The following is a 22,494-nucleotide window of genomic DNA, read 5'->3' on the forward strand; positions in this document are numbered from 1 at the left end:
AAATGAAACGTATAGGATTGTTATTATTGCTTGTAGCGTTTACCGTGATCCCAGTAATGGCTGAGGAGTTAGAAACCGGCATGGAGGATCCTTTTGTCGCTGAATTGGCTTATCAACTGAGAGAGCGCGGATGGGACGAGGAGTCAGTGGGTATGTTACGTGAGCAAGCCCGACTATTGAACTGGGATGAAGCCAGAATGGCAGACCCGGCAATGATTGCGTATGCTCTTCACTATGGAACCGCTGAAATGGAATCACCATCAATGGAAATGGCAAGGATTCGAGCCGAAATGGCTTTGGAAATTGCAATCGAATCGCGGGAAATGACTCGACTGGGTTATTCCAAACAGGAAATTGCCCAAGGTGTTGCTAAAGGTCTTCATGATGTAGTTGAGCAAACCAAAGCCCAAAACGGTGTATCCAAAGGTGAACGGTATGATCCGCTGGATTCAGAGGTAGTTCGTTCCGCTGTTAGATCTGCGGTTGGAAAAGAAATTGCAGCGCAACAGAAGACTACTACACGAAATGCGGTTGGTTTGACAAAACGGAATGCAAAGGCTGAAGGAAATCCCGGTGCATCCGGCAGTGCCTTCTCGCATAAGTTTGCCACACCAGGTGGCGTTAGATAGGAGAGTTTTAATTGGGTATCCATACTTCCAGGATTATTCCCATTCTCGTTATGTTTTGGGTTCTGGTGGGGAGTATTCTCCCTGCCGGGACCTGGAACGCCCGATTTGAGCGGACAGTCAAATCCGCTCATTTTACTGAATCCGAAGAACAGCAAATACATAACCTTCTCACCGAAGCCCAAGAGGATCAGATACCAGTAGATCTTCTTGTCTTGAGACTGGAAGAGGGAGTCGCCAAGCGGGTCCCTACTTCTACATTGTACAACGCTTTGGAACTGGAGAGGCAAGCCTACTCTTACACACGAGATTTGATCGTACATGAATTGGGATTACAGGAAGCCGAACGCATAGTGTCCGATAACACGATATGGTCTAGAGTAACGACCATCTATCGTCAAGGAGTTCCCGATGAAGACCTTAAAGCCCTAATTGCTATGTTCAACAAACAGAGATCTGCTGAAAGGTGGAATAACTTCCGTTATGGTGGAGGGCTGCTTATAGCATTGAGACAATGGGGGTTGGAAGAAACCCTGAGCCTTAAGGTGGTCGAAGCACTCTCCCGATCATCTATTCCAGGAGAGGATTACCGTGCGGTAATAGACCTCTTCAATGCAGGAATATCAAATCGCACTTCTTTAGAGGATATCGCCAACAGAATCATTGATTCAGCACCAAACAGTCGTTCCCTCAAGGTCTTGGAACGGATGGTACGGTAGAGAGGAGAGACTTCATGTACTTCAATTTGCAGAAATTAGCAAAATTCGGATTGGCTCTTATCATAACCATGATACTCGCTACCTTGCCCCTTGCAGGACAAAGTTCTGCTTACGTTGGTGTATTCGGGGAATATCTAACTACACAGGGATCGGTCGGATCTGGGGTTCAAGGAAGTTATGATTACCGCACGAGCCTAGGTTCTGTGGGATATCTGAAATTCTCATCCCTAGGAGAGCTTTCCTATGATTTTTCGACTTCCGATATCTCAGACTTTTTCTCAGTGGATATCGAAAACATGTGGTTCATAGAAGATAATGAATTGGCCATCACGGCAGGTTCACAATTTTCCTTCTCCGGATATGGGGATACGGCCGCGCACTTCTCACCTGATTGGGATGTGACCTATCGAATCTTCCGTGGATATCGAAAGGTCAACCCAAACTTCTCCTACTTTGGCTATGCATCGGAATCTCAAGTATTCAATGGTGTTCGAGTGGGAATGGAACAGGCCCCAAAAGTGGAATTCTCCTATGACCTTTCGCTGGGAGCAGGTGTCGATTCCTATTTCGATACCCCATCCCCCGATATTCCCATAACCCTCTCAGGAGGAATCCATGGCTTGGTAGGGTATACGATAAACTGGGATCTTTGGGGGAGAACGTCATATCGAATCTCTGAAGAAGATATGAGACAGGGATTCTCCGGCAGTGTCGCCGGGCAAATGATGTTCACACCTTCAAGACTCTTTCAAGTATATCTGGCACCGGCATGGTATTGGTCATATCTTACCGGTAGCGAATCTTTGGACATGTCGGTTGAGATCGCCACTCGTGCCGATCTTGCATTGGAAGATTCCCTGTATCTCTATGTCGGCCCATCCTTTGTTATGGACCATATACAGGATTCTGCACAACTGGAGACGAGCATGGCTATCACCATCGGGCTAGATATTGCGCTGTAATTACTCCTTTCTCCTCCAAGATTGGATCAACAATTTCCTGATAGATGAATAATTAGGAAACTCTTTTCCTATCCAATCACGTTCGTTTGCCCTATACTGCACGCATGAGAGGAAAGAAAAAGCGAAAAAAATCGCTTCCCGGTAAAACCACTGTCTATCGACCCCTTTTTATAACCGTTATCCTCATATTGCTTATCTTAACACCATGGATCATATGGCTTATCCGACCAGAGGTTCCTTTGAATCTCCTTGTGTATAATAAAAGTGTACCCGAAAATCCTGCTGTACAACATCTCGGGTTAGGCTGGATTCTCCATCATCTAAAAATCCCACAGTCCGAAGGCATTCCTCATAGTACTGAGATCTCCTACCGGGGATACCTCCCAGACCTTCCTGAAAAAGACCGCATTTCTCCGCTCTCTCCCATCCCCGAAGACACTGACATCGTTTATATCGCCGACACGTATGGTGTCTACAGGAATAACAACGATATTACCACCGTTACAGAAGATGGCGTACGAAACTTAATCTATGGTGGAGTCGACCAGGACGATGTGGATGCCCTGCGCTCATTCTTGAATCGTGATGAGCCCAATACAGTAATCGCAGAATACAACACCTTTGCCACCCCTACTCCCGATTATATCCAGTCGCAACTGTATGAAATGTTCCGTGTCCAATGGACCGGATGGTCTGGCCTCTATATCAATAATCTTGCTATTGGAGGGGACTGTCCGCCATGGGTATATCCCATGTACGAACGGCATACGGGAAAATCCTGGAATTATCGAGGAAGCGGCATTTTGCTCTACAATACAGCCGAAGAGGTCGTTGTACTTACCATGGAAGCAGATCTTAGTTCTAAGGCAAATATATTCGAGTATACACCAGAAGCTACAAAGACCCTTGGATTACAAGGATCCTTCTCCTATAACCGGATGTTCGATATCGTCATACCACTTTCCGACGCACAGCTCCTAGGCACCTACACGCTCGATACAACAGCCTCTGGAATGGATAAACTTGAAAATTATGGCATACCGTCATCTTTTCCCGCTATCATCCAAAGCACGGTTGCTGAGCACACCACATACTATTTTGCAGGGAACTGGGCATATAGCCGAACACCCTTGAAATTCTCTTTCCTTGCCGGGGTACCTACGCTCATGCAACGTAGTATACCTGAGGACCTTGATAGAGAACACTTTTTCCAATGGCATGTCTACATGCCTCTTTTACGTTCCATATTCTCTGAAGCTGAATTCCGAAAGCAGAATCCCGCACCCAAAACTGCTGCCAAAGTAGTAGAAATAGACCATACGACCATGGTCAGCCGGACTCAAGGAAATATGCTCCAAGTATGGAAAGACAACGAATGGAATGACCTCTTCATCCATGGGGTCAATCTTGGAATTGCGATGCCAGGGAAATGGTTCACCGATTTCCCAAACAACAAGGCTCTCTACTACCGTTGGCTAACGAAAATGGGAGACTTGGGAGTGAATACGCTTCGTATCTACACTCTTTTAGACCCAGAATTTTATAACGCATTCCTCCTGTATAACCAGCTCCATCCTAACCGGCCTATCTGGTTGATGCAGGAAATCTGGCCGGAGGAAGAACCACATGGGAACGATTATCTTGCCTCCGCCTATCAAGCGGAGTATGAAAAGGAAATTGAGCATGTGATCGATGCGGTCCATGGCAATGCAACTATCGGAGAACGGAGAGGAAGAGCCTGGGGAACCTATACCAGCAATGTATCGGCCTACGTTATCGGATATCTGGTAGGAAGAGAGCTAGAACCTCACGAGGTTGAGGCAACCGATTTGCTTAACGTAGGGTATGCATTCAATGGTCAATACATTGGAACTACAGAGGATGCAACGCCGACCGAGGCATGGCTCGCAGCTAGTCTTGATTATGTGCTGAACTATGAGGAATCCACCTATGGATGGCAACATCCGGTAGCCATAGTCAACTGGCCAACACTTGATCCTATCGATCATCCATCAGAGAGGAATGAAGACGGTCTTAAGATCAAGGAATCCAACGACCGTATAACCGTTAATATCAATCATCTACTGCCAGGATCCCAACTGAAGGCGGGACTTTTTGGTGCATACCATATCTATCCCAATTATCCCGACTTCATGAACAACGATCCCCTCTATGACCTGTATGAAGATGGACAAGGTCGTTTTCGCTACGGTGGCTATCTGCGAGAATTCATACAGATGCACACTGCCTACCCAGCTGTAGTGGCAGAATTCGGTCTTGCCACAGGAATGGGCAATGCCCACATAAGTCCTGATGGATACCACCATGGATCAATGACCGAAGAGGTCCAAGGGGAAGGTATCATACGAATGTTCGAGGCAATGCGCGTTGAAGGGTACGCCGGCGGCATCATCTTTGAGTGGATGGACGAGTGGACAAAGAAGACTTGGACAACCGAACCGTACATGATCCCCTACGATAGGCATATACTCTGGCATAATGCGATCGACCCAGAACAGAATTATGGTATTATTGCATACGAAGCGGTAAAGCCTACCCGAGCAGGCGCGGAAACCTCCGGTTCAGGAGCAATTGAGCAGGTAGCCTTGCGTGCAGATGCCTCGTTCCTCCATATCGATATCACCTTAAAGAATACTCTCGATTTGGATAAAGAGAGGCTTATTCTAGGAATCGATACGTTCGCTAGAGACAAGGGAGAACTGGTGTATGATCCTTCTCTTCCTGTGAAAGCCCAAACAGGAATGGAATACCTTATAGTGACCGATGGCTTGGATACAGCCCGGTTGTTGGCTATTCCTCCAGCGAATGGAGCCGAGTATGGATTTTCCACCTATGCTTCGCTTGAGCAGCGAGGAATATTCGAAGAAATGCGGAAATTGACCAATAAGGCGAGAGCGCTAGAAGATGGAACGCCTATTGCCGCACGATATGAGAATTCCAGCCAACTCAGGTATGGTGATCTACAAGGATCCACAAACCATTGGGTCATGAAGGGCGATATCGTGAGCATCCGTATTCCATGGGGACGGATCAATGTCTCCGATCCTTCTTCAGGAACAGTGCTTAATGATCGCGGAACTTTTTATACCGATCCGCTCAGGGATGTGTTACAAACAACTCAATCCGAGGGGATTGTGGTTTCCGGTCTTCTTGTCCAGGAAAAGACCGATACAATTCTGGGAACGTTTTCAACTGCAACCGATGCACAAAACGCAGTTACACTTCCTTGGACTCCATGGAACCAACCGACCTATAGGGAACGATTGAAAGATAGTTTTCATATCATCCGTGAGTATTTTACTACGCGGAGGGAGCAATAGATTATGGATTATCCACAACCGGTACAGCTGGCAGAAGGCTTTTGGTGGGTTGGCTCGGGACATCTCGAGCACAACCTGCAATGTAATCCCTATCTGCTTATCCAAGATAACAGTGCGATCTTATTCGATCCGGGGTCATCCATTGACTTTGATATGGTATTGGAAAAGGTAAATAGTCTGGTTCCTGTGGATAGACTGGATGCAATTGTATGTAGCCATCAGGATCCAGATCTATGTGGATCACTCACACTCTTTGAAAAAGCCGGGTTCAAAGGGGTATACTGTTGCCATCAGAGAACATCGAATATTATCCGTTACTATGGTGTATCCCGCCCCTTCTATTTTGTCGAAATCCACAATTATACGTTTCCTTTGAGCGATGGGACGAGTGTTCAATTCTTGCCTGCACCCTATCTCCACTTTCCCGGAGCTATTATGAGTTACCTGCCAAAGCAAAAGATTTTGGTATCGGGAGATTTATTCGGTTCCATAGGGACGCAATGGGAACTATTTGCAGGAGATGACTACGAAGAGGGAATGGAGACATTTCATGAATCGTACATGCCCTCTCATGCAATACTCAAGCCGGTGATGGAACAACTTTCTTCCTATGATATCGGCATGATCTGTCCCCAACACGGTTCAATCATACAGAAAGATCCCCAGCATTACATCAATATCTTGAAAGACCTCCAATGTGGCATATTTTTAGATACTGTGCAGAAACAACTGCTCGATGATGGTGGGTATCTAGCCCTCTGCAATCGTATAGTAAAACGATATGTACACATGTTTGGACCAGTCGAGGTAAAGAAGGTCTTCGTAGAGTCGCCTTTTTCCTATGATCCGAAATCTCGAACTATCCAGAAAACCAGCCTACCCGAAGATGGCATTTGGAATGCCTTTTTCTCCCTAGTGCATGAAAGAAAGGGAATGTCGTGGATCACCGTTGTCGCACCCTTTGTGGAGTTGCTCAGCAAAGAGTATCGAATTGCTCTACCCGACACGCTTAGCACTTTAGTATTTGAGGCAAGGGCTGATCTCGATAGCAAAGATTCTCAATTGAAGGAAATTGAGATCCAAAAATCGGGCTTAGAAGCCAAACTCCACGCAATGGAGGAGAGCCTGTTCCGCGATTCTATCACTGGTCTCTATAATGAGACTTTTCATTCGGTATTTGTGAAAGAGGCAATGAAGAATATTGTGGAAAATGGGAAGCATCTCCACTTTATCATGATAAGTATAGACAATCTTGCCCAAATCAATCTCGATTTCGGGAGTGCGGAGGGTGATGCGACCATGAAAACCCTTGCATCAATGATCGGGCAACAGATAGAGACCACGAGCCAAGCGTTCCGGTTCGCAGGAGCCATTTTCGGCATCTATTGCACCATGCCATCCCGTGAAGAGGTGATTGAAAAAGCCAATAACCTGATTTCCCATGTATCGGATTCTGAGGCTTTCATTGTTCCCATCACCCTTTCTATAGGATTGTTTTCCACAACCGAGTTGCCTATCAGTATACGCGATGATCTTGATCAGATGAGAAATATAACCATACAGACAGCACGGTATCGATTGAAACTGGCGCAAAAGAGAGGTGGAGGTATCCTGGTAACCGATTCAGGAGATTCCACACAAACCAATACCCTTTTCACAATTCTATTGATTGACCATCCTGGTCTCGGCCGAAACCTGATAAAACGGTCACTTGAGAAAGAGCGTTTTCGAGTTATCGTAGTCGATGATGGTTTACAAGGGAGAAGATCAATAGAAGAGGAGATCCCTGATCTCATCATTAGCGAGTTAATGGTTCCTAAGGTGAACGCTATAACCTTGAGAAAGCAGTTGCTGGCAAAGCCGGCTACACGAAAAATTCCTTTTCTCCTCATGTCATCTACAAAGAATGAGGCAACTGTTGGGAGAGCTCTCGATGTATTCATATCGCATTTCTTCTGGAGACCGGTAATGATGGTTGAGCTTCTTGGTGTAGTGAAACTTATCGCAAATAGACTACAGATCCAGGGTGGTTGAACATGGGTAATACGTTCGCCATCGTACTAACCATCGTCGTACTTTGTATCGACGTTTCCTTAATCCTTGCTACCTTTATACTTAAATGGTATCGGAGAGCCCGTACTAAACGAATCGAACAACATCGAGATATATTGGAACACCAATTGATCGATGGGGAAATAGATGAAGATCAAATCGATCCAGAAGAATTGTTCACTCTGTTCAAGGAACTGAAGTGCTCGGTATCCTTGCCAACGGAGAGGGAAGAATATCTTCTTCAACTATTGCTTGGCACGAATCTACCGCACTTCTATATGAATCAACTCCAATCAAGAAGGCGGATTCGGAGAATTGAGGCTGCAGCGAACCTACGCTATCTGAACCATGGATCCGTAAGGGATGCCCTTTTGTATGCACTTAAAAAGGAAAAAGATGTAAATGTCTCCCTTTATATCGCACAAGCCCTCGCAATACAGAAGGACACAAGGGCAATTATACCCGTGATAAGCAAAATCAGGAAAGCGACACCTTGGATGGCGGGACGATTGCGAGCGATACTCTTCACCTATGAAGATCTATTATTTCCGTACTTGCTCAAACGCAAAGACAATTCCCGTTCTTATATGCAAAAGATTATCTGTAAGTATGCCTATTATCATCCTTCACAAGAGTTTCGAACTTACCTGACAACAATTGCACAGTCGGATCGAATTCCCATACGTCACTTGGCATTAGAGGCTTTGGTGAAACACTTTCCCGAAGAACTCATACAAGAGCCCTTTATCTCCAGCAAGAAAAAAGATGTCCTTCTCTCGGTGATCCGGGCATATGGCACACTCCAAAGTAAAGAGAGTATTCCCATTATCCTTTCCTATGCGAAAAAAAGATCCATTCATGACCAGATTGTCCAATGTCTTGCCGAAATGACTTTCCAGAATCCCGTATTGCTCTCCGAGATTGTGGAACGCTTTACCCAGACCAAGAATCATATACATTCAGAGCTGCTTGCCAAGGTACTGGATCGCAGAATCGAATACTTCCTTCTTAGAATCACCGGCACTTTACACGATCAGGTTGTCGACCTGATACGCCACCTGGTACGGGCGAGACATACGAGCGGTATCATCTTTTTCTTGAACAGAAATAGGGATCCGGCTATAGAACGACAGATTATTGAAGTACTTCGCCCTATGCTGAAAAGTGATCCCATGATGAAATCGGAGATTATCCAGTATCTGGATAAAAGGCTTTTGGGAGAATTCAAGATACGCATAGCAAAGCATAAGACGGAATTACCCCCACCCCATAAGGAACCTCCACAACGTCTTAGACTCGCTCTCTTGCTTATGCTCATCCTCTTGTTGTTTCCCATAGTGATCCTCTCAAGTGAATTCACAAACCTTATAAGCTTATCATGGAAGGAAATTGGAAGACTCTACATAGTACGTTTCAATTATCTATTGGCTTTCTATGCAATAACAATAAATTTGATTTATCTTTCCGTGCTTCTTGTATCGGTCAGGGGAGCTCGAATCCAATCAAGACTCTGGAAGAGCAAGGATCTTACCATGCTCTATACGAGAGAGCTCCTCCCTTCGGTTTCGATTATTGCTCCTGCATACAATGAAGCGAACAATATTATCGAGAGTGTCAATTCGTTGCTGAACCAACGGTATCCCGATTTTGAGTTAATTGTGGTGAATGACGGAAGTAAAGATGAAACGTTGAACACTCTGATATCCTACTTTGACCTGGAAAAACGGGATCGTATCATCCAAAAACGATTACAGACCAGAACTTTACGAGGAATCTATACGAATAAGAACATCCCAAACTTACTAGTTGTAGATAAGGTAAATGGAGGAAAAGCCGATTCATTGAACCTCGGTCTCAATGTTGCTTCGAAGCAGTTCTTTTGTGGTATCGATTCCGACTCACTATTGGAAAGCGATGCTTTATTGAAGGCTGTATCTGTAATGATTGATGCATCGGCTGAGACAATAGCGAGTGGAGGTAATATCTGTCCCATAAACGGATGCTCGGTTGAGCTGGGTTCTCTCGATGAAATATCGCTACCAAAGAACTTCCTAGCTCGTTTGCAATCGTTGGAATACATGCGCTCATTCATGTCCGGAAGAGTCGGTTGGGCTCATATGAATCTTCTTCTGATAATAAGTGGAGCTTTTGGAGTCTTTAATCGGGAAAGGACGATTCAGACTGGTGGGTACCTCACAAAGAGTGGGAAATATCGAAAAGATACGGTAGGAGAGGATATGGAACTCGTGGTCCGTCTCTCCCGATCCATGAGGGAAGCCAAACGTCCTTACCGGGTCCAGTATGCATTTAATGCGAATTGTTGGACCGAAGTACCCGAATCCTGGAAGGTGTTACACAGACAAAGAGACAGGTGGCACCGGGGACTTGTCGATATCCTGTTGTTCCATAGTACGATGATTGCAAATCCTCGATATGGGCGGTTGGGAATGGCTGGCATGCTCTACTACTTCATCTTTGAACTGGTCGGTCCTTTCATTGAAGCTCAAGGACTGTTTCTTGTCATTCTCTCTGCATTCTTTGGTTTGCTGAATCTTCAGATAGGACTGCTGCTCTTTACTGCAACGATCCTACTGGGAATTCTAGTAAGTGTCTCCTCCGTGCTTATCAGCGAAATGGATTATGAAATGTATGGCCCAAGGGATGTACGACGATTATTAGGCATAGCGGTCATGGAAAATTTCGGCATACGCCAATATATCAGCCTTTGGCGGGTAACTGGATTCTTCAGTGCAATGAGGAAGGACAAAGGCTGGGGAGCTCAGGTCAGAAAGGGGTTCGAACGAACTTCGAAGGTCAACGCTCCAAAGGTTTGAAATCAAACGATTTCACTACCATTTCTGTCCGATTCTCGGGCTCTTGACCTCGAAATAGCCAGAGGTTGATGCGGAATCGAACCTTTCCTTCAGTTGGTGGATCTCCGGAGAAAACCCAGTGTTGCATAAGATTTTCCTGTGAAAGTGGATCGTCGGGATCGACAGGACCATGATAGCTGAAGAATTCCAAATGTTTGGGAGTCCAAATAATCCGATGAGTGGTGGTACTACCTTGCAATTTTGGATCGAATATTCGTATACGGTCTGAAGAGGTGTAAGGTTGAACCACGTATTGGAATTTGGTCCCACCCGGTTCACCCCATGCGGCGAACTCTATATCGATCTCCCTATTGAACTCTACCGGAGCAGTGTCCCAGGTAAAAAATCCAGCTACCACTGAAGGATCATACGAGAGAACATCGCTTTCCACGGTGAAGGTATAGGTGCCATATCCCACCCTTTGCCTAGTAAAGACTTCTGTCGCATACCAATGATCTCCCTGCTTTGCTATGGTCAGGTGCATCCCCTCATCATCTACCCACACGGCATCTGTAGTTCCTGCGTAGAAGTTTGGACCGGGAGCAACAGCTGCAGTTGAGGTTTTGACTCTCCAGGTAAAATCTCCGAATTCCATTTCTCGCCTTCCGACTTCAAGCGTATCAATCGTAGCAACTCCATGGAGACAGGAAGTCAAAAGAAAAAGGAATGGAATTACAAAGAGTCGTAGGATTCTAGGCATGGCAATTTCCCCTATCGGCCTGTAAGGTCAAGCATATGCCTGACGAAGACATCAGTGCTGTAATTTTCCACATTGAAGGTACGAATGTTCATCGGATTAATCATTTCGGTCGCGACAGCGCCTGGTTGTGAAGTCCTCACGACTAGATACCCGCTCGCCTTCGCAGCCTCAATAATTTTTGCGCTTCCAGCTCCACTTCCGAACGGAAGGGCAATCGTAAACACTGGTTCTCCCAGCTCCTTCTCCATAATTCGCTTTGACTCTTGCATCTCAAAGAAGACCTCTTCCTTGGTCAAATCTCCGAGTGGTCTATGGGTCAGCGAGTGAGAACCAAAGGAAAATAATTTTCGTCCAGTCAGGGTACGGTAGTTATTCATTTCCCGTACTTGGTCCCAGCTCATGTAACCGACCTCCCCGATAAAATTGGGAACGAGGAAGAAGGTAGCTTTCATATCCATCTCCTTCAATAGGGGATAGACAATGGCATAGATGGAAAGGTCACCATCATCAAAAGTAATCACGGTAGCATCTGATGCTATAGTCTTCTTCCCGTTATAAATATCGAGCAGTTCCTGGAAATCGAGTATGAGGTAGTTCCTTTTCAGGAAAGCCAGATCGTGTTCGAAGTTGTAGATATCCCGGTTGTAGATATTCCCAGTCCGTCCAAAAACAATATTGTGGTAGAGGATTGGAACAATCTTAGGTTCGTTCCGGAGAGGAACCTTGGCCACGTCCCGCTGGAATGGTAATAACGTAGTGGGAAAGCCAATATCATTACTACTCTTCCAGTACCTGACTGCAGGAACTTCTCTTACTGTCAATGGAGCTGAGACCTCCTCAGGTGCAATTGCTGTGGAGGCACCTTCGGCTGACAATGTGAATACCATACTTGATAGAATGAAACCCAAGAGGATAGGCAGATACCGTCTAATCACTATTGTCATACTCCCATATTTGGATTATATCCAGAAAAAAGGGATAGAGAAAGCCTTTCCCATCATTAAACTACTTTTGAGACGAAAACTTCAACAAGCTGTGGATCAAACTGCGAGCCACTGCATCGCTTCAACTCACCGATTGCATCTTCATGGGTACGTTGTCTCTGATACGGTCTTCCGGAAACCATCACATCATAAGCTTCAGCAATAGCGATCATTCTGGATTCCACGGGAATGTCATCCCCCTTCAGTCCGACCGGATACCCCTCCCCATTATTCCATTCGTGGTGGTAGAGAACGAATTCGGCTATAGAACAATACAGATTGACTGAACTCAATATAGTAAAACCAATTTCCGTGTGTCTACGAACATGGACCGAATCTTGTTTATTCCAGGTTTTTGACGGCACTGCTCCCGATTCCCAAGCATGAACCTTTCCGATATCGTGCATCTTCCCTGCCAGTGCCAAGGTTTGAATCCTCTCTGGAGAGAAATCCATGACCTTACCGAATTGTTCACAGAGTTCGGAGACATGATTACTATGCTCTTCTTCGTACGTATCCATAGCATACACGGTTTGCAATGCCCGCTTGATTATGAGAGCTTTGACTTTGGCACTGTACATTAGCTTGTAGTGGTACATTTGCTCCTCTGACCGAGCTACCAAGAGCTTACCATCGATTTCTCCTTTATCCTTTGTCGCAACACCAAATGATACGGAATAGGTAATCCGTCCCGTCTCGATTTTTGAGAAGGCAATACTGAGATCCAAGAAGAATGATTCCACCTTCTCATGGCTGGAATCTGGAATAATAGCAAGAAATTCATCGCCACCAATGCGGATCAAGACATCATTACTCTTACATCGTGACTGTAGCAGTTGTACAAATGCTACAATCAGACGATCACCTTCATGATGGCCGAATGCATCATTGATGAGTTTCAGCCCATTGATATCGGTCATCACTACAGAAATTTCCCGATTCTGGTATAGCTTCATTATATTGTCGTATTCCAGTTCAAAATAGCGACGATTGAACAATCCTGTGAGTTGATCGTGAATGGAATTCTGATAGGTTTGGAAGAAGAGATTATCATAGGGTTTGGCGTATCCTTCGTCTGCAACCAATATCCAGATCGAGAAAAATGAGATTATCTTAAGAAAGTGTCCTATAGCATTGAAAATGCCATAGACATCCCGGTACAGGGTGAAACTCAATTCTGAGAGTGCAAGGAATACCAGTGCAATCCGAATATAGTTAACAATTTTCTGGTTGGTGACCACATGGAACCTTTTGATACATACCAAAGCTACAATCACTAGGGCAATAATTATATACTCCGTATAGATTTTGAATGGAGTTAGGCCAGATCCTTCCACATAGCAAAGAGGAAACCGATCAAAGATGATAAGACCAATAAGAAAACACGAAAGAACGAAGAAAAAGACTTCTATAGATACCTTGGAAATCCGTTTACTCTGACGGTGGACCAATGGAACCAAAGCTAGTAGAACAAGTTGAACTAATCTACCGGCAATCCAGAGTTGGGTAGTATGATTCACAGTGGCATTGGGGAATGCCTGTAATCCGGCATAGGTGAGTGTATGCAGGCTATCTATTACAGCAACATGGAAAGCTCCTATACTTACAAAGTATAAGACCTTATCTTGTGAGTATCGATAGGCTTGAGAGCCCATATTATAAAGCGACATGGCTATAAAAATCGCAATGAATTCAATGACGGTATGGAAAAGGACATATGGTTGCGTCCACCAGAGCACGACTAGGAGTAATAACACCATGACAAGGATGAACCAACGATTTCTGGGGTTCTCCACTGTTAACAAGTCACACACTCCCTTACATCATCTTTAAAGAATTGTGTCATCCAACCTTCCGAATTGCAACAAAAAGTTGCACAAGACTTATATCTATTTCAATAAACCTTTTATGCAAGTACTAAAGCCCACAGCGGTATGGATACCATGGAAAGGACGGTAGAGATCGTCACCAACTGTGAGGCGAATGGCGCATCCCCACCATATTTTGCCGCTATAATCGCCGTAGTACTCCCCACCGGCATTCCCGCAAGAAGCACAGATACGCTGGTGATCAGTGGATCTATGGAAAATGCTCGACAGCCTAGATAAGCAGCCAAGGGAATCAAACCCAAGCGGATAGTGGAATACCCGAGGGAAAACCAGTCTATTCGCATTTGCGACCTGTCCATTTCACCGACGATACTTCCGATCAACATCATCGATAGCGGTGTAGTACATGAACCTATGGATGCCATCGTCTTCTCAATGAACACCGGTATAGGTGGATTGAAAAACATGACAAGTAATCCGATATAGACAGAAACCAAACCAGGGTGGATAGCTATCTTCTTAACAGTCTGTTTCCAGGATACATCCTCATGGGAGAAGCAGGAGATTCCAGCAGTCCATAATACAATACGCTGTGGAATCAGATAGATAGAGGCAAACATGAGTCCCCCGCTACCGAACAACTCCCCCGCTATAGGTAATCCCATGAAACCCGCATTGGAAACCAGGATACCGTATCGTAAAACACTTCTGCGTGGGGCACTTTGTCTCCTATACAGTAATACACCCAGCAGCATACAAAAAAGTTGGATCAATAGTGACACCACAAGAACCAAGGCAAAAGATACGAGAACTGTAGAATCGATATCCATCCTGAACGAGAGGATTATGCTGCAAGGGAGTGTCACATAAATGACAAAATCGGTCAGGAAAGCCTTAGTCTGCCCAGTAAATATGCCAAACCGTCGTAAAAATGCTCCGATTACAAGGAGTAACAACAACTGTCCCTGTAGATTCCAGAGATTGAGGAATTCCATGAAAATGCCACCTGTAACCATTGTTGGCATCCATAGTGGATTCAAGAGTCCAGTCGACGGAGCCACGGACTGACTATAACAGAAATTTCAGTTCTCTGCAGTAGTTTGTACTACCCTATTTCAGGTCCATGGTAATTTGGATGATCTATGGATTGCAACATGGTCGACCATTGCGTTACCTCGGTGGGATACAAGGAACCATACCATTTGTGCGATCTCATCAGGATCGATAAGCGCACTGGTATCGATATCCGGTCTGACTGCTCCGATCATATCGGTTGCGACTCCCCCAGGAGAGATAGTGTGGATCCGAATTCCATCTTCATGGACTTCCTTTGCTAAAGATTTGGTAAATCCAAGAAGAGCATGCTTTGAAGCTGTATAGGCACTTTGGTCCACATAGCCCTCATAGGCTACTACCGATGCAATCTGTACTATCGTTGGAGAAAAGGAATTTCGTAGATATGGAAGCGCCTGTTTGCATAAGAAATAGGGTGCTCTCGCATTTATGGCCATTATGGTATTCCACTGCTCAATGGTAGTCTCTTCGAGCGGTGTGCTAAGGGAAATACCGGCATTATTCACCAATAGATCTAAACTTCCCAAACTTTCGATGGTTTTATCCATAAGGATGGCAGGAGTCTCAGGGAGACCAAGATCGACTTGGATTGGAAAAACCAAACCGCATTCGGGTGTATCGCAATGGGGTTGTGCATAATCGAGAATCTGTCGTTTTGCCTTCAGAAGACTCTCGAAGTTCCTTCCTGTGATACAGATATCAACTCCATGACTGGCCAAGACCTTCGCTATGCTTAGCCCTATTCCTCTTGAACTACCAGTCACCAAGGCTTTTCTTATACTGGCAGGATCTGACTTGACATTCGACATGAGGTGCCTCCCGAAACGTAATTCAATTGTAGCGAACAAGTGGGATACCTGAAAAGCCCAATAATCACCTTGTCTCAAACGGGAATTTGTACCATCCTTAGGAGAACTTCAACAGGGAGAATTGCCATGATTGTTCCCAAATGGGTAGTTACCGATCTGGATGAGACATTGTTGTATGATGACCGTAGCATATCGGAGCGGGCGCTTAAGACCATTTCCGCAGTTCGGGAAATGGGTTGCAAATTTGCGATCGCCACTACCCGAAGCAAATCCTACGCATCGGAGTTCATAGAAATCCTCAAACCTGATGCGATGGTACTCAGTGGAGGTGCTCTCGCCATGAAAGGGGATTCGGTACAATACCTAAAGCCGATAGACCGTGAAATGCTGGACCATGTGATGCAAGATCTTTTGGTAAACCCGTTGATACAGTCGTGGACAATGGATACCGCTGGGGGAAGGATTACCCATGATACCTTCTCTTTTCAATCGGTTCCTAAGGATGTGTTCAGCCTTTTCCTATGGACTGCAGCAGATCATGCGAAAGAGCTTGGCGAAAGGTGGCAGGGAATCGGGACGGTAACCGCTCTGTGGCAACCCGATCTGTACCGTCTATCACACGTGCATGCTACAAAACTTTCTGCTCTACAACATATTTTGGAGGATGTCGATCCAGGGCAAGTCATCTGCTTCGGTGACGACCTGATGGATGTAGGTATGCTGGCATACTTTACTGGGGTGGCAGTGGAGAATGCCAAATCCGCGGCAAAAGATGCAGCTTCCTACATCACCAAGTCAAATGAAAAAGATGGCGTCGCCATCTGGCTGGAAGAAAACGTTATCGCTCAATCGGGAAATCGTTTGGTGTAGACATGACAGTAGGGCGTACTTCCATTATTGGCATAATAATCCTGATGATACCCTTCGGCACGATAGAACGCTGATCTCTCTTCCACCCGAGAAGCTATATCATACCCCTCTTTTTCCAAGATTTCGATGAGATCGTGGGCGATCGTCTCTTCCTCTCCATTACCATAGAAGATCACGGATTCGTATTGACTTCCAATATCTGGGCCTTGTCCTCCTTCTTGGGTAGGATCATGGATCTCGAAAAAATATTTTGCCAATGTCCGGTAATTGGTTTTCTCCGGATCATAAAATACCGCTACCGCCTCCACATGGCCTGTGTTACCCATGGAAATATAACGATAGGTAGGGAATTCCATGGTTCCACCAGTATATCCGGAGACAACATCTAAGACTCCTGAATGGTTTTCAAACAGACTTTCCACGCCCCAAAAGCACCCTCCTGCAAACACTGCTACAGGGTAGTCTTCGTAGTCGCTAATAGATCCGGGAACCGTCGTTATAGGTGGCCCGGAAAGGTCCGAGGCAGTTTGCAATGGTTCAGACTCTTGATTCCCCGACGCTACCAATGGTGAAAGACCGAAAAGCACCAAGGCAAGTATCAATGCATATGTAAAGATTTTCATCATCATTCTCCTATTGAAACACTATGATAAACTGAAGATACTTATAAATACGTCCAACGTAAAATGCTTCCTTCGCCATGAATCGATTTCACTCTGTGTCCCTTGTGTAGAATAATGCTTTAGTGTAAAAGTCTAAATATTCACTAATAAGCTCGTTGAGGAGGGACCTACGTATGCATATGAAACACCTTCGGACATTCTTCACAGTCATTCTGTTACTTTTCATCACATTCGCTGTATATGCACAAACCCCTTCCATCGCGACTACCGGTGTCATGCTTGGAGAAATTCAAATCGAAGGTCTGAAACGGACGAAATTTTCGGTTGTGAGGGCTCTCATCCCCCTAGATGAGGGTCAAACTATATTTCAAGAAGATATAGAAAACGTAGAGACTGTCCTTTTGAAAAGTGGATTGTTCTCCACTGTCTCGTTGTCACTCACTCCTCAAACCCAAGATTCAACATCAATACCCGTTTCCGATCTTGTGGTAACCGTAGAAGAGAAGTGGAGTCTTATACCGGTACCCTACTTCACCTCCGACGGGGAGAGTTTCAATGGTGGACTGTTTCTCATTGAAGCGAACCTGTTCGGATATAATACATTCCTCATGACAGCCGTCTATGGAGGTACCAACGGTTTGAGAGGTCTCCTAGTCTACTCCAATCCGTCCATAGCTCGCTCGGCATGGTCACATACACTGACAGGCGGGTTCGGAACATCTGACAGCGCGGTGTATCTTCCCGATACAACGCTTGTCCGTGCATTCACTTCACGATACCTGAATATTGGTGCTGGTATTGGCTACTCATTCACACCACAACTGGACATGAGTGCCAATGCAACTTTTCGTGACTGGAAGATCCAGGAGATCGAAATCGGAGTCGATTCCGTCCCATTGACCGATTTGACCTATATAGAACCCGAAATCTCTCTACGATATGACGATACAAGACTTGCAGACGTACTTACAGTGGGAACCACAGCATCATTATCAAGTCGATTCTTGTTGCTGGAATCGGGATGGGAGGTCAGTGGAGACCTATCTTGGAGCTTGCCAATGTGGGAAACGCAACGACTGAAATTCATGCTCTCGGGTGGCTATGGGGAAATGCCTGCTCTTGCTGAGACCGACATTGATGGAAAAGATGGATACAGAACTCTTCCCAAGAGCAGTAGTGCCGACCGTTGGGCAAGCATTACTACAGGATATGATCTTCCCATATTCCGAACCTCATGGGGAGTTGGCATTATAGGCCATTTCTGGGAATTCGGCATGTACGATACGGATGTGATCGCAGAACCGCAGATCTTTGGAGGACCGGGAGCCGGTTTCCGACTCTATCTCCGTAAGGTCGCCATACCGGCTGTTGGAGTCGACATAGCCTATAACATGTTCGATCCTTCTTGGATATTCAGCGTGAGTGTCGGTGTCCAGATGTAATGGAAGGCTATTTGTTAAAGGGGTTTTCCGTAACAGCGGCGACGTTTGTGCTGCTCAACGGTGAAAGCCTTCCACTGAGTCTGTACATTATCATTGTCCTCGAGTTCTGGACCGGTTTCAGCGAACTTTACCCCATTGGCAATAGCCCGCTTAATTCCCTCATTCAATATGACAGCATTTACTCCCCTTCCGAGGTATTCCGGCTTCACGGCAATGAGGTACATATCCAAGATATCGTGGTATTTCAGTGCCCGTGTTATTCGTAGCAGTCCCAGAGGCAATAGCCGACCATTGGATTTCTTTACAGCCTGAGAGAGGGATGGGACCATGATCCCGAATCCAATTACCTCATCGCTCTTATCTACGACAATGAAGACATACTCCAGACTCACAAGGCTGATGAATTGCTTAATAGCCATATCGATCTGTCCATCGCTGAGAGGACAGAACCCATATAGCTGTGCAAACGAGTCATTGTACATCCTGAACATTTGCCGGGCATACGGGATGACCTCTTTCTTCTTTTTAAACTCAAGCAATCGGTATCCATGTCTTTTTTGCGCTATATCACAAATCCGCTCAATACGCTCATCCGGTTTTTCCGGAACGAACACCTTGAACTCGACCCAATCGACCTCTTTCTCGAACCCAAGTCGTACCAGGTGGTCATGGTAATAGGGATGGTTATAGAGGGTTATGAACATTCCTGGTTGATCGAATCCTTCGACGAGGAGACCTTGCTTATCTAGATCGGAAAAACCGATAGGTCCGATAATGGTGTCGGCATCGACTTGCTTACCCCACTCGAAGACTGCCGAGAACAATGCCTCGGAGACAGAGAAATCATCAATGACATCGTAACGAGTAAAACGGATCTTCTTCTCGCTCTTGAGCTTATTCAGCTTATGGTTGATCAGCGCAGCAATGCGTCCTACAACCTCATTTCCATCGAGAGCGAGAAATGCAACCGATTCCACATATTCGTAAGCAGGGTTTTTCTTGGGGTTGAAATTCCACTTCTCATCATAAATTAAGGTCGGGACATAATAGGGATTGTCTCGATAAAGTTCGTTGGGGAAGGAAAAAAAACGGTTCCAGTCTTTTTTTGAAGATACTTGCCTGATCGTTACCATCATCTGCTCCTTACGTTTGTCCTGTAATTGTAATTCATTTTTGCCTTTGGACAAGACCTCCACGGAGGATTCAAGGAGGAAAATGGGCATTTATCTCAATTTATCGATGAATAGCGGATAATCGGTCGGGAAGATAGTCTCTGCACAAGTGCCTGAACTAATGCAACAGGTAGACATAAAAGTCCCCAAACGAGCATCCCCACCTCATAAAGAAGGGTACTATCGTGGTAAGGATTCCCCTTAAGTCGAGAAGACAGCGCACTATAGGGAATTCCGTAGGCATTACCGAATAGGATTACCTGCATTGCCGCTATCATCACGAAGGCCTCTTCTTCAGGATACGACGAGATGAATTGGTAGTAGGCATCCCTGTCGACTATGGCTTTTGTCTCCGCAAAATGCTGGGCAAACAAGATTGCTTTTGCCTCTCGTTCGGGTACCGCTTCCATACTTCCTTGTAGCATTGCTGTAATTTCCTCATTACCCAACCCTTCACGTAGAGCAATCCGAGTATGGGCATAGCTACATGCACCACAGCCGTTCACCTCAGTAACGGCGAGCATGATCCGCTCTATAGTCTTTGCATGGACTACATTGCTTTTCTTGTTTCCTCGCAGTACGCCCAATGCATGTGGCAAAGCGACCATGGTCTGATACAACTGTCCAAAACTGAAGGTGCGTTTATATGTTCTTCTCTGTTCCAATGGGGATTCTCCTCTGTAGCATAACCAACATACAAAAAAATTCAGGCAGCTGCCACTGCAACTGCCCTCGACCGAAGTTTGGAACTCTGTGTGATATATATTATATATGCTTGACCAAGACCAAAGCTAGGGAGACGACACCCGCTACCACACCGAAGTAGGTTGCAAACCAAGTTATCTTTTCCATGATGCACACTCCTTATTAATTAATTTTTTATCTATTTGGATAATAATCATTTTCAAATATTAAATCAAGTGGATATCATAAATATTTAATAAATATTTTTTGGTATACCTTAAGATGTTTTATCTATACTGATGATATGCCCAATTTAGAAATATCTAAACCAACAAGTTTGATTTCCATACCAAGCTATATTCATATAGCATAATGAAATCGTTTACATGGACTTTGATCATTCCATAAAAACCTCTGATATATAAGATTGGAACCTCCTTCGACCGATTCTTCTTTACAATCTGGCCAAGACACGGTAAGAAAGAGTATATGAAAACGAGAATGCTCCAAGCAGAGGGACATCTGATTGACTCAGGTCTCCTCTCAACTATACTGAATACAATATTGGCCAAAGATGGCGATTATCGCATCACCTCCTTCAGCGTAGGAAAAACTCCCCAAGAGATTTCCCATCTGGAGATTGAGCTGTCGGGAAAGGATGACGAACACTTGGAAACCCTCATAAGGACGCTGAAACCTTCAGGTGTATTCGAAAAGTCGGTCCCTTCGGCGAACTTGGTCATAGTAGAACAGGACCGCTACGCTCCTAACGACTTCTACTCGAGTTCCAATCACCGTACCGAAGTCTATTATCAGAGTGCTTGGTATGCAGTGGGACACCAACGGATGGATGCAGCGATCGTATATGATCAGTCCAAGGATTCTTTTTCATGTAAGAAATTACGCGACCTCAAGAAAGGAGATTCTATAGTTTGCGGCAATGAATCTATACGCGTCTATCCTGTAGAAGCTGAAATCCGCAGCCCGAAGGATAGTGCTCCTCAGTTCGCATTCATGACAAACGATGTATCTTCGGAGAGGAGTGTCGATATCGCTGTCGATAAATTGGCCAGTGAACTCCTACGGATAAGAGCTAAGAAAGGCAAGACGGTGGTTGTTTGTGGCCCAGTCGTGGTACACACGGGAGGTTCGGCAGCCCTCGCTTCATTGATCCGACAAGGATATGTGCAAGGATTCCTCGGAGGTAATGCCGTAGCTGTGCATGACCTCGAAGTTCAATTCTTCGGTACATCATTGGGAGTGGACCTGAAGACTGGAATAGTTGCCGAACATGGTCATAGTCATCACATGCGATCCATCAATACCATTCATGGTTGTGGTTCCATCAAAGCTGCCATCGAGCAAGGAGTCTTGACCAGTGGTTTGATGTATTCGGTAGAGAAGGCTGCAATCCCCTACTGCTTGGCAGGCTCAATAAGAGACGATGGTCCACTTCCAGAGACTGTTAACGATATGATAGAGGCACAGCGACAATATGCTGAAATCATTGATGGTGCAGATCTCATTATCATGCTTTCCACCATGCTCCACTCAATCGGAGTGGGAAACATGACTCCATCGTGGGTAAAAACGGTATGCATCGATATAAATCCAGCTGTCGTGACAAAACTCACCGACCGGGGAAGTGGACAAGCCATCGGCATAGTTAGCGATGTTGGTTTTTTCCTTCGTGCTTTAGAAGCCCGTCTACAAGAGACCTCGATCGGACGCTGAT

At 45.3% G+C, this 22,494-nt stretch carries 17 protein-coding genes; 9 read left to right on the forward strand and 8 right to left on the reverse strand.

The features are described from left to right. Positions 1–2 precede the first annotated feature (2 nt). The 6 genes from ACODJP_RS01080 (at position 3) to ACODJP_RS01105 (ending at position 10,534) form a co-directional block, all read left to right on the forward strand. Positions 3–629 (forward strand): hypothetical protein, encoded by a 627-nt coding sequence (locus tag ACODJP_RS01080; protein WP_422477576.1) that lies wholly within the window; start codon positions 3–5, stop codon positions 627–629. Between the two features lie 11 nt (positions 630–640). Beyond that, on the forward strand, positions 641–1,345 hold the full coding sequence (locus ACODJP_RS01085) for a hypothetical protein (protein WP_422477578.1): 705 nt from the start codon (positions 641–643) through the stop codon (positions 1,343–1,345). A 14-nt stretch (positions 1,346–1,359) separates the two neighbouring features. Then, the gene (locus ACODJP_RS01090) at positions 1,360–2,307 is read left to right on the forward strand and encodes a hypothetical protein (RefSeq protein WP_422477580.1); all 948 of its coding nucleotides are present in this window, start codon (positions 1,360–1,362) and stop codon (positions 2,305–2,307) included. A gap of 104 nt (positions 2,308–2,411) precedes the next feature. After that, positions 2,412–5,648: a hypothetical protein gene (locus ACODJP_RS01095; protein ID WP_422477582.1), complete on the forward strand. Its 3,237-nt coding sequence runs from the start codon at positions 2,412–2,414 to the stop codon at positions 5,646–5,648. A gap of 3 nt (positions 5,649–5,651) precedes the next feature. Continuing rightward, on the forward strand, positions 5,652–7,682 hold the full coding sequence (locus ACODJP_RS01100) for a diguanylate cyclase (protein ID WP_422477584.1): 2,031 nt from the start codon (positions 5,652–5,654) through the stop codon (positions 7,680–7,682). A 2-nt stretch (positions 7,683–7,684) separates the two neighbouring features. Continuing rightward, complete coding sequence (locus ACODJP_RS01105; protein WP_422477586.1) at positions 7,685–10,534, forward strand: glycosyltransferase family 2 protein; 2,850 nt, start codon at positions 7,685–7,687, stop codon at positions 10,532–10,534. Here the strand turns inward: ACODJP_RS01105 and ACODJP_RS01110 are convergent. From ACODJP_RS01110 to ACODJP_RS01130, 5 genes are all read right to left on the reverse strand, one after another. Continuing rightward, the gene (locus ACODJP_RS01110) at positions 10,515–11,273 is read right to left on the reverse strand and encodes a serine protease (RefSeq protein ID WP_422477588.1); all 759 of its coding nucleotides are present in this window, start codon (positions 11,271–11,273) and stop codon (positions 10,515–10,517) included. The genes ACODJP_RS01105 and ACODJP_RS01110 overlap by 20 nt on opposite strands. A gap of 11 nt (positions 11,274–11,284) precedes the next feature. Beyond that, positions 11,285–12,217, reverse strand: a complete 933-nt coding sequence (locus ACODJP_RS01115) for a polysaccharide deacetylase family protein (protein WP_422477590.1) — start codon at positions 12,215–12,217, stop codon at positions 11,285–11,287. Positions 12,218–12,273: 56 nt separating this feature from the next. Continuing rightward, positions 12,274–14,052, reverse strand: coding sequence for an MASE3 domain-containing protein (locus ACODJP_RS01120; protein ID WP_422478829.1), 1,779 nt, complete (start codon positions 14,050–14,052; stop codon positions 12,274–12,276). Positions 14,053–14,162: 110 nt separating this feature from the next. Beyond that, on the reverse strand, positions 14,163–15,146 hold the full coding sequence (locus ACODJP_RS01125) for an AEC family transporter (RefSeq protein WP_422477592.1): 984 nt from the start codon (positions 15,144–15,146) through the stop codon (positions 14,163–14,165). Between the two features lie 54 nt (positions 15,147–15,200). Beyond that, complete coding sequence (locus ACODJP_RS01130) at positions 15,201–15,968, reverse strand: SDR family NAD(P)-dependent oxidoreductase (protein WP_422477594.1); 768 nt, start codon at positions 15,966–15,968, stop codon at positions 15,201–15,203. A 126-nt stretch (positions 15,969–16,094) separates the two neighbouring features. Between ACODJP_RS01130 and ACODJP_RS01135 the strand changes: the two genes are divergently transcribed. After that, on the forward strand, positions 16,095–16,838 hold the full coding sequence (locus ACODJP_RS01135) for an HAD family hydrolase (protein ID WP_422477596.1): 744 nt from the start codon (positions 16,095–16,097) through the stop codon (positions 16,836–16,838). Here ACODJP_RS01135 and msrA read toward each other — a convergent pair. Next, complete coding sequence (msrA, locus tag ACODJP_RS01140; protein WP_422477597.1) at positions 16,814–17,461, reverse strand: peptide-methionine (S)-S-oxide reductase MsrA; 648 nt, start codon at positions 17,459–17,461, stop codon at positions 16,814–16,816. The two genes, ACODJP_RS01135 and msrA, sit on opposite strands and share 25 nt — an antisense overlap. 173 nt (positions 17,462–17,634) lie before the next feature. Between msrA and ACODJP_RS01145 the strand changes: the two genes are divergently transcribed. After that, positions 17,635–18,903 carry a POTRA domain-containing protein gene (locus tag ACODJP_RS01145; RefSeq protein WP_422477599.1) on the forward strand — a complete coding sequence of 423 codons (1,269 nt, stop codon included), beginning with the start codon at positions 17,635–17,637 and terminating at the stop codon, positions 18,901–18,903. Positions 18,904–18,917: 14 nt separating this feature from the next. On the opposite strand, the gene ACODJP_RS01150 is transcribed toward ACODJP_RS01145, so the two are convergent. Further along, positions 18,918–20,126: a hypothetical protein gene (locus ACODJP_RS01150; RefSeq protein ID WP_422477601.1), complete on the reverse strand. Its 1,209-nt coding sequence runs from the start codon at positions 20,124–20,126 to the stop codon at positions 18,918–18,920. A gap of 5 nt (positions 20,127–20,131) precedes the next feature. Beyond that, positions 20,132–20,740, reverse strand: coding sequence for a carboxymuconolactone decarboxylase family protein (locus tag ACODJP_RS01155; RefSeq protein ID WP_422477603.1), 609 nt, complete (start codon positions 20,738–20,740; stop codon positions 20,132–20,134). Positions 20,741–21,248: 508 nt separating this feature from the next. Between ACODJP_RS01155 and ACODJP_RS01160 the strand changes: the two genes are divergently transcribed. Beyond that, the gene (locus tag ACODJP_RS01160; protein ID WP_422477605.1) at positions 21,249–22,493 is read left to right on the forward strand and encodes a TIGR00300 family protein; all 1,245 of its coding nucleotides are present in this window, start codon (positions 21,249–21,251) and stop codon (positions 22,491–22,493) included. Position 22,494: the final 1 nt, after the last annotated feature.

Source organism: Pleomorphochaeta sp. DL1XJH-081 (assembly GCF_049310885.1).
Taxonomy (GTDB): domain Bacteria; phylum Spirochaetota; class Spirochaetia; order Sphaerochaetales; family Sphaerochaetaceae; genus CAYZJV01.

Bases quoted from the DNA above. Each gene is read 5' to 3' on its own strand.
- ACODJP_RS01080 (WP_422477576.1), top strand. From the start codon at position 3: ATGAAACGTATAGGATTGTTATTATTGCTTGTAGCGTTTACCGTGATC.
- ACODJP_RS01090 (WP_422477580.1), top strand. From the start codon at position 1,360: ATGTACTTCAATTTGCAGAAATTAGCAAAATTCGGATTGGCTCTTATC.
- ACODJP_RS01095 (WP_422477582.1), top strand. From the start codon at position 2,412: ATGAGAGGAAAGAAAAAGCGAAAAAAATCGCTTCCCGGTAAAACCACT.
- ACODJP_RS01100 (WP_422477584.1), top strand. From the start codon at position 5,652: ATGGATTATCCACAACCGGTACAGCTGGCAGAAGGCTTTTGGTGGGTT.
- ACODJP_RS01105 (WP_422477586.1), top strand. From the start codon at position 7,685: ATGGGTAATACGTTCGCCATCGTACTAACCATCGTCGTACTTTGTATC.
- ACODJP_RS01110 (WP_422477588.1), bottom strand. From the start codon at position 11,273: ATGCCTAGAATCCTACGACTCTTTGTAATTCCATTCCTTTTTCTTTTG.
- ACODJP_RS01115 (WP_422477590.1), bottom strand. From the start codon at position 12,217: ATGACAATAGTGATTAGACGGTATCTGCCTATCCTCTTGGGTTTCATT.
- ACODJP_RS01130 (WP_422477594.1), bottom strand. From the start codon at position 15,968: ATGTCGAATGTCAAGTCAGATCCTGCCAGTATAAGAAAAGCCTTGGTG.
- ACODJP_RS01135 (WP_422477596.1), top strand. From the start codon at position 16,095: ATGATTGTTCCCAAATGGGTAGTTACCGATCTGGATGAGACATTGTTG.
- msrA (WP_422477597.1), bottom strand. From the start codon at position 17,461: ATGAAAATCTTTACATATGCATTGATACTTGCCTTGGTGCTTTTCGGT.
- ACODJP_RS01145 (WP_422477599.1), top strand. From the start codon at position 17,635: ATGCATATGAAACACCTTCGGACATTCTTCACAGTCATTCTGTTACTT.
- ACODJP_RS01150 (WP_422477601.1), bottom strand. From the start codon at position 20,126: ATGCCCATTTTCCTCCTTGAATCCTCCGTGGAGGTCTTGTCCAAAGGC.
- ACODJP_RS01160 (WP_422477605.1), top strand. From the start codon at position 21,249: ATGAAAACGAGAATGCTCCAAGCAGAGGGACATCTGATTGACTCAGGT.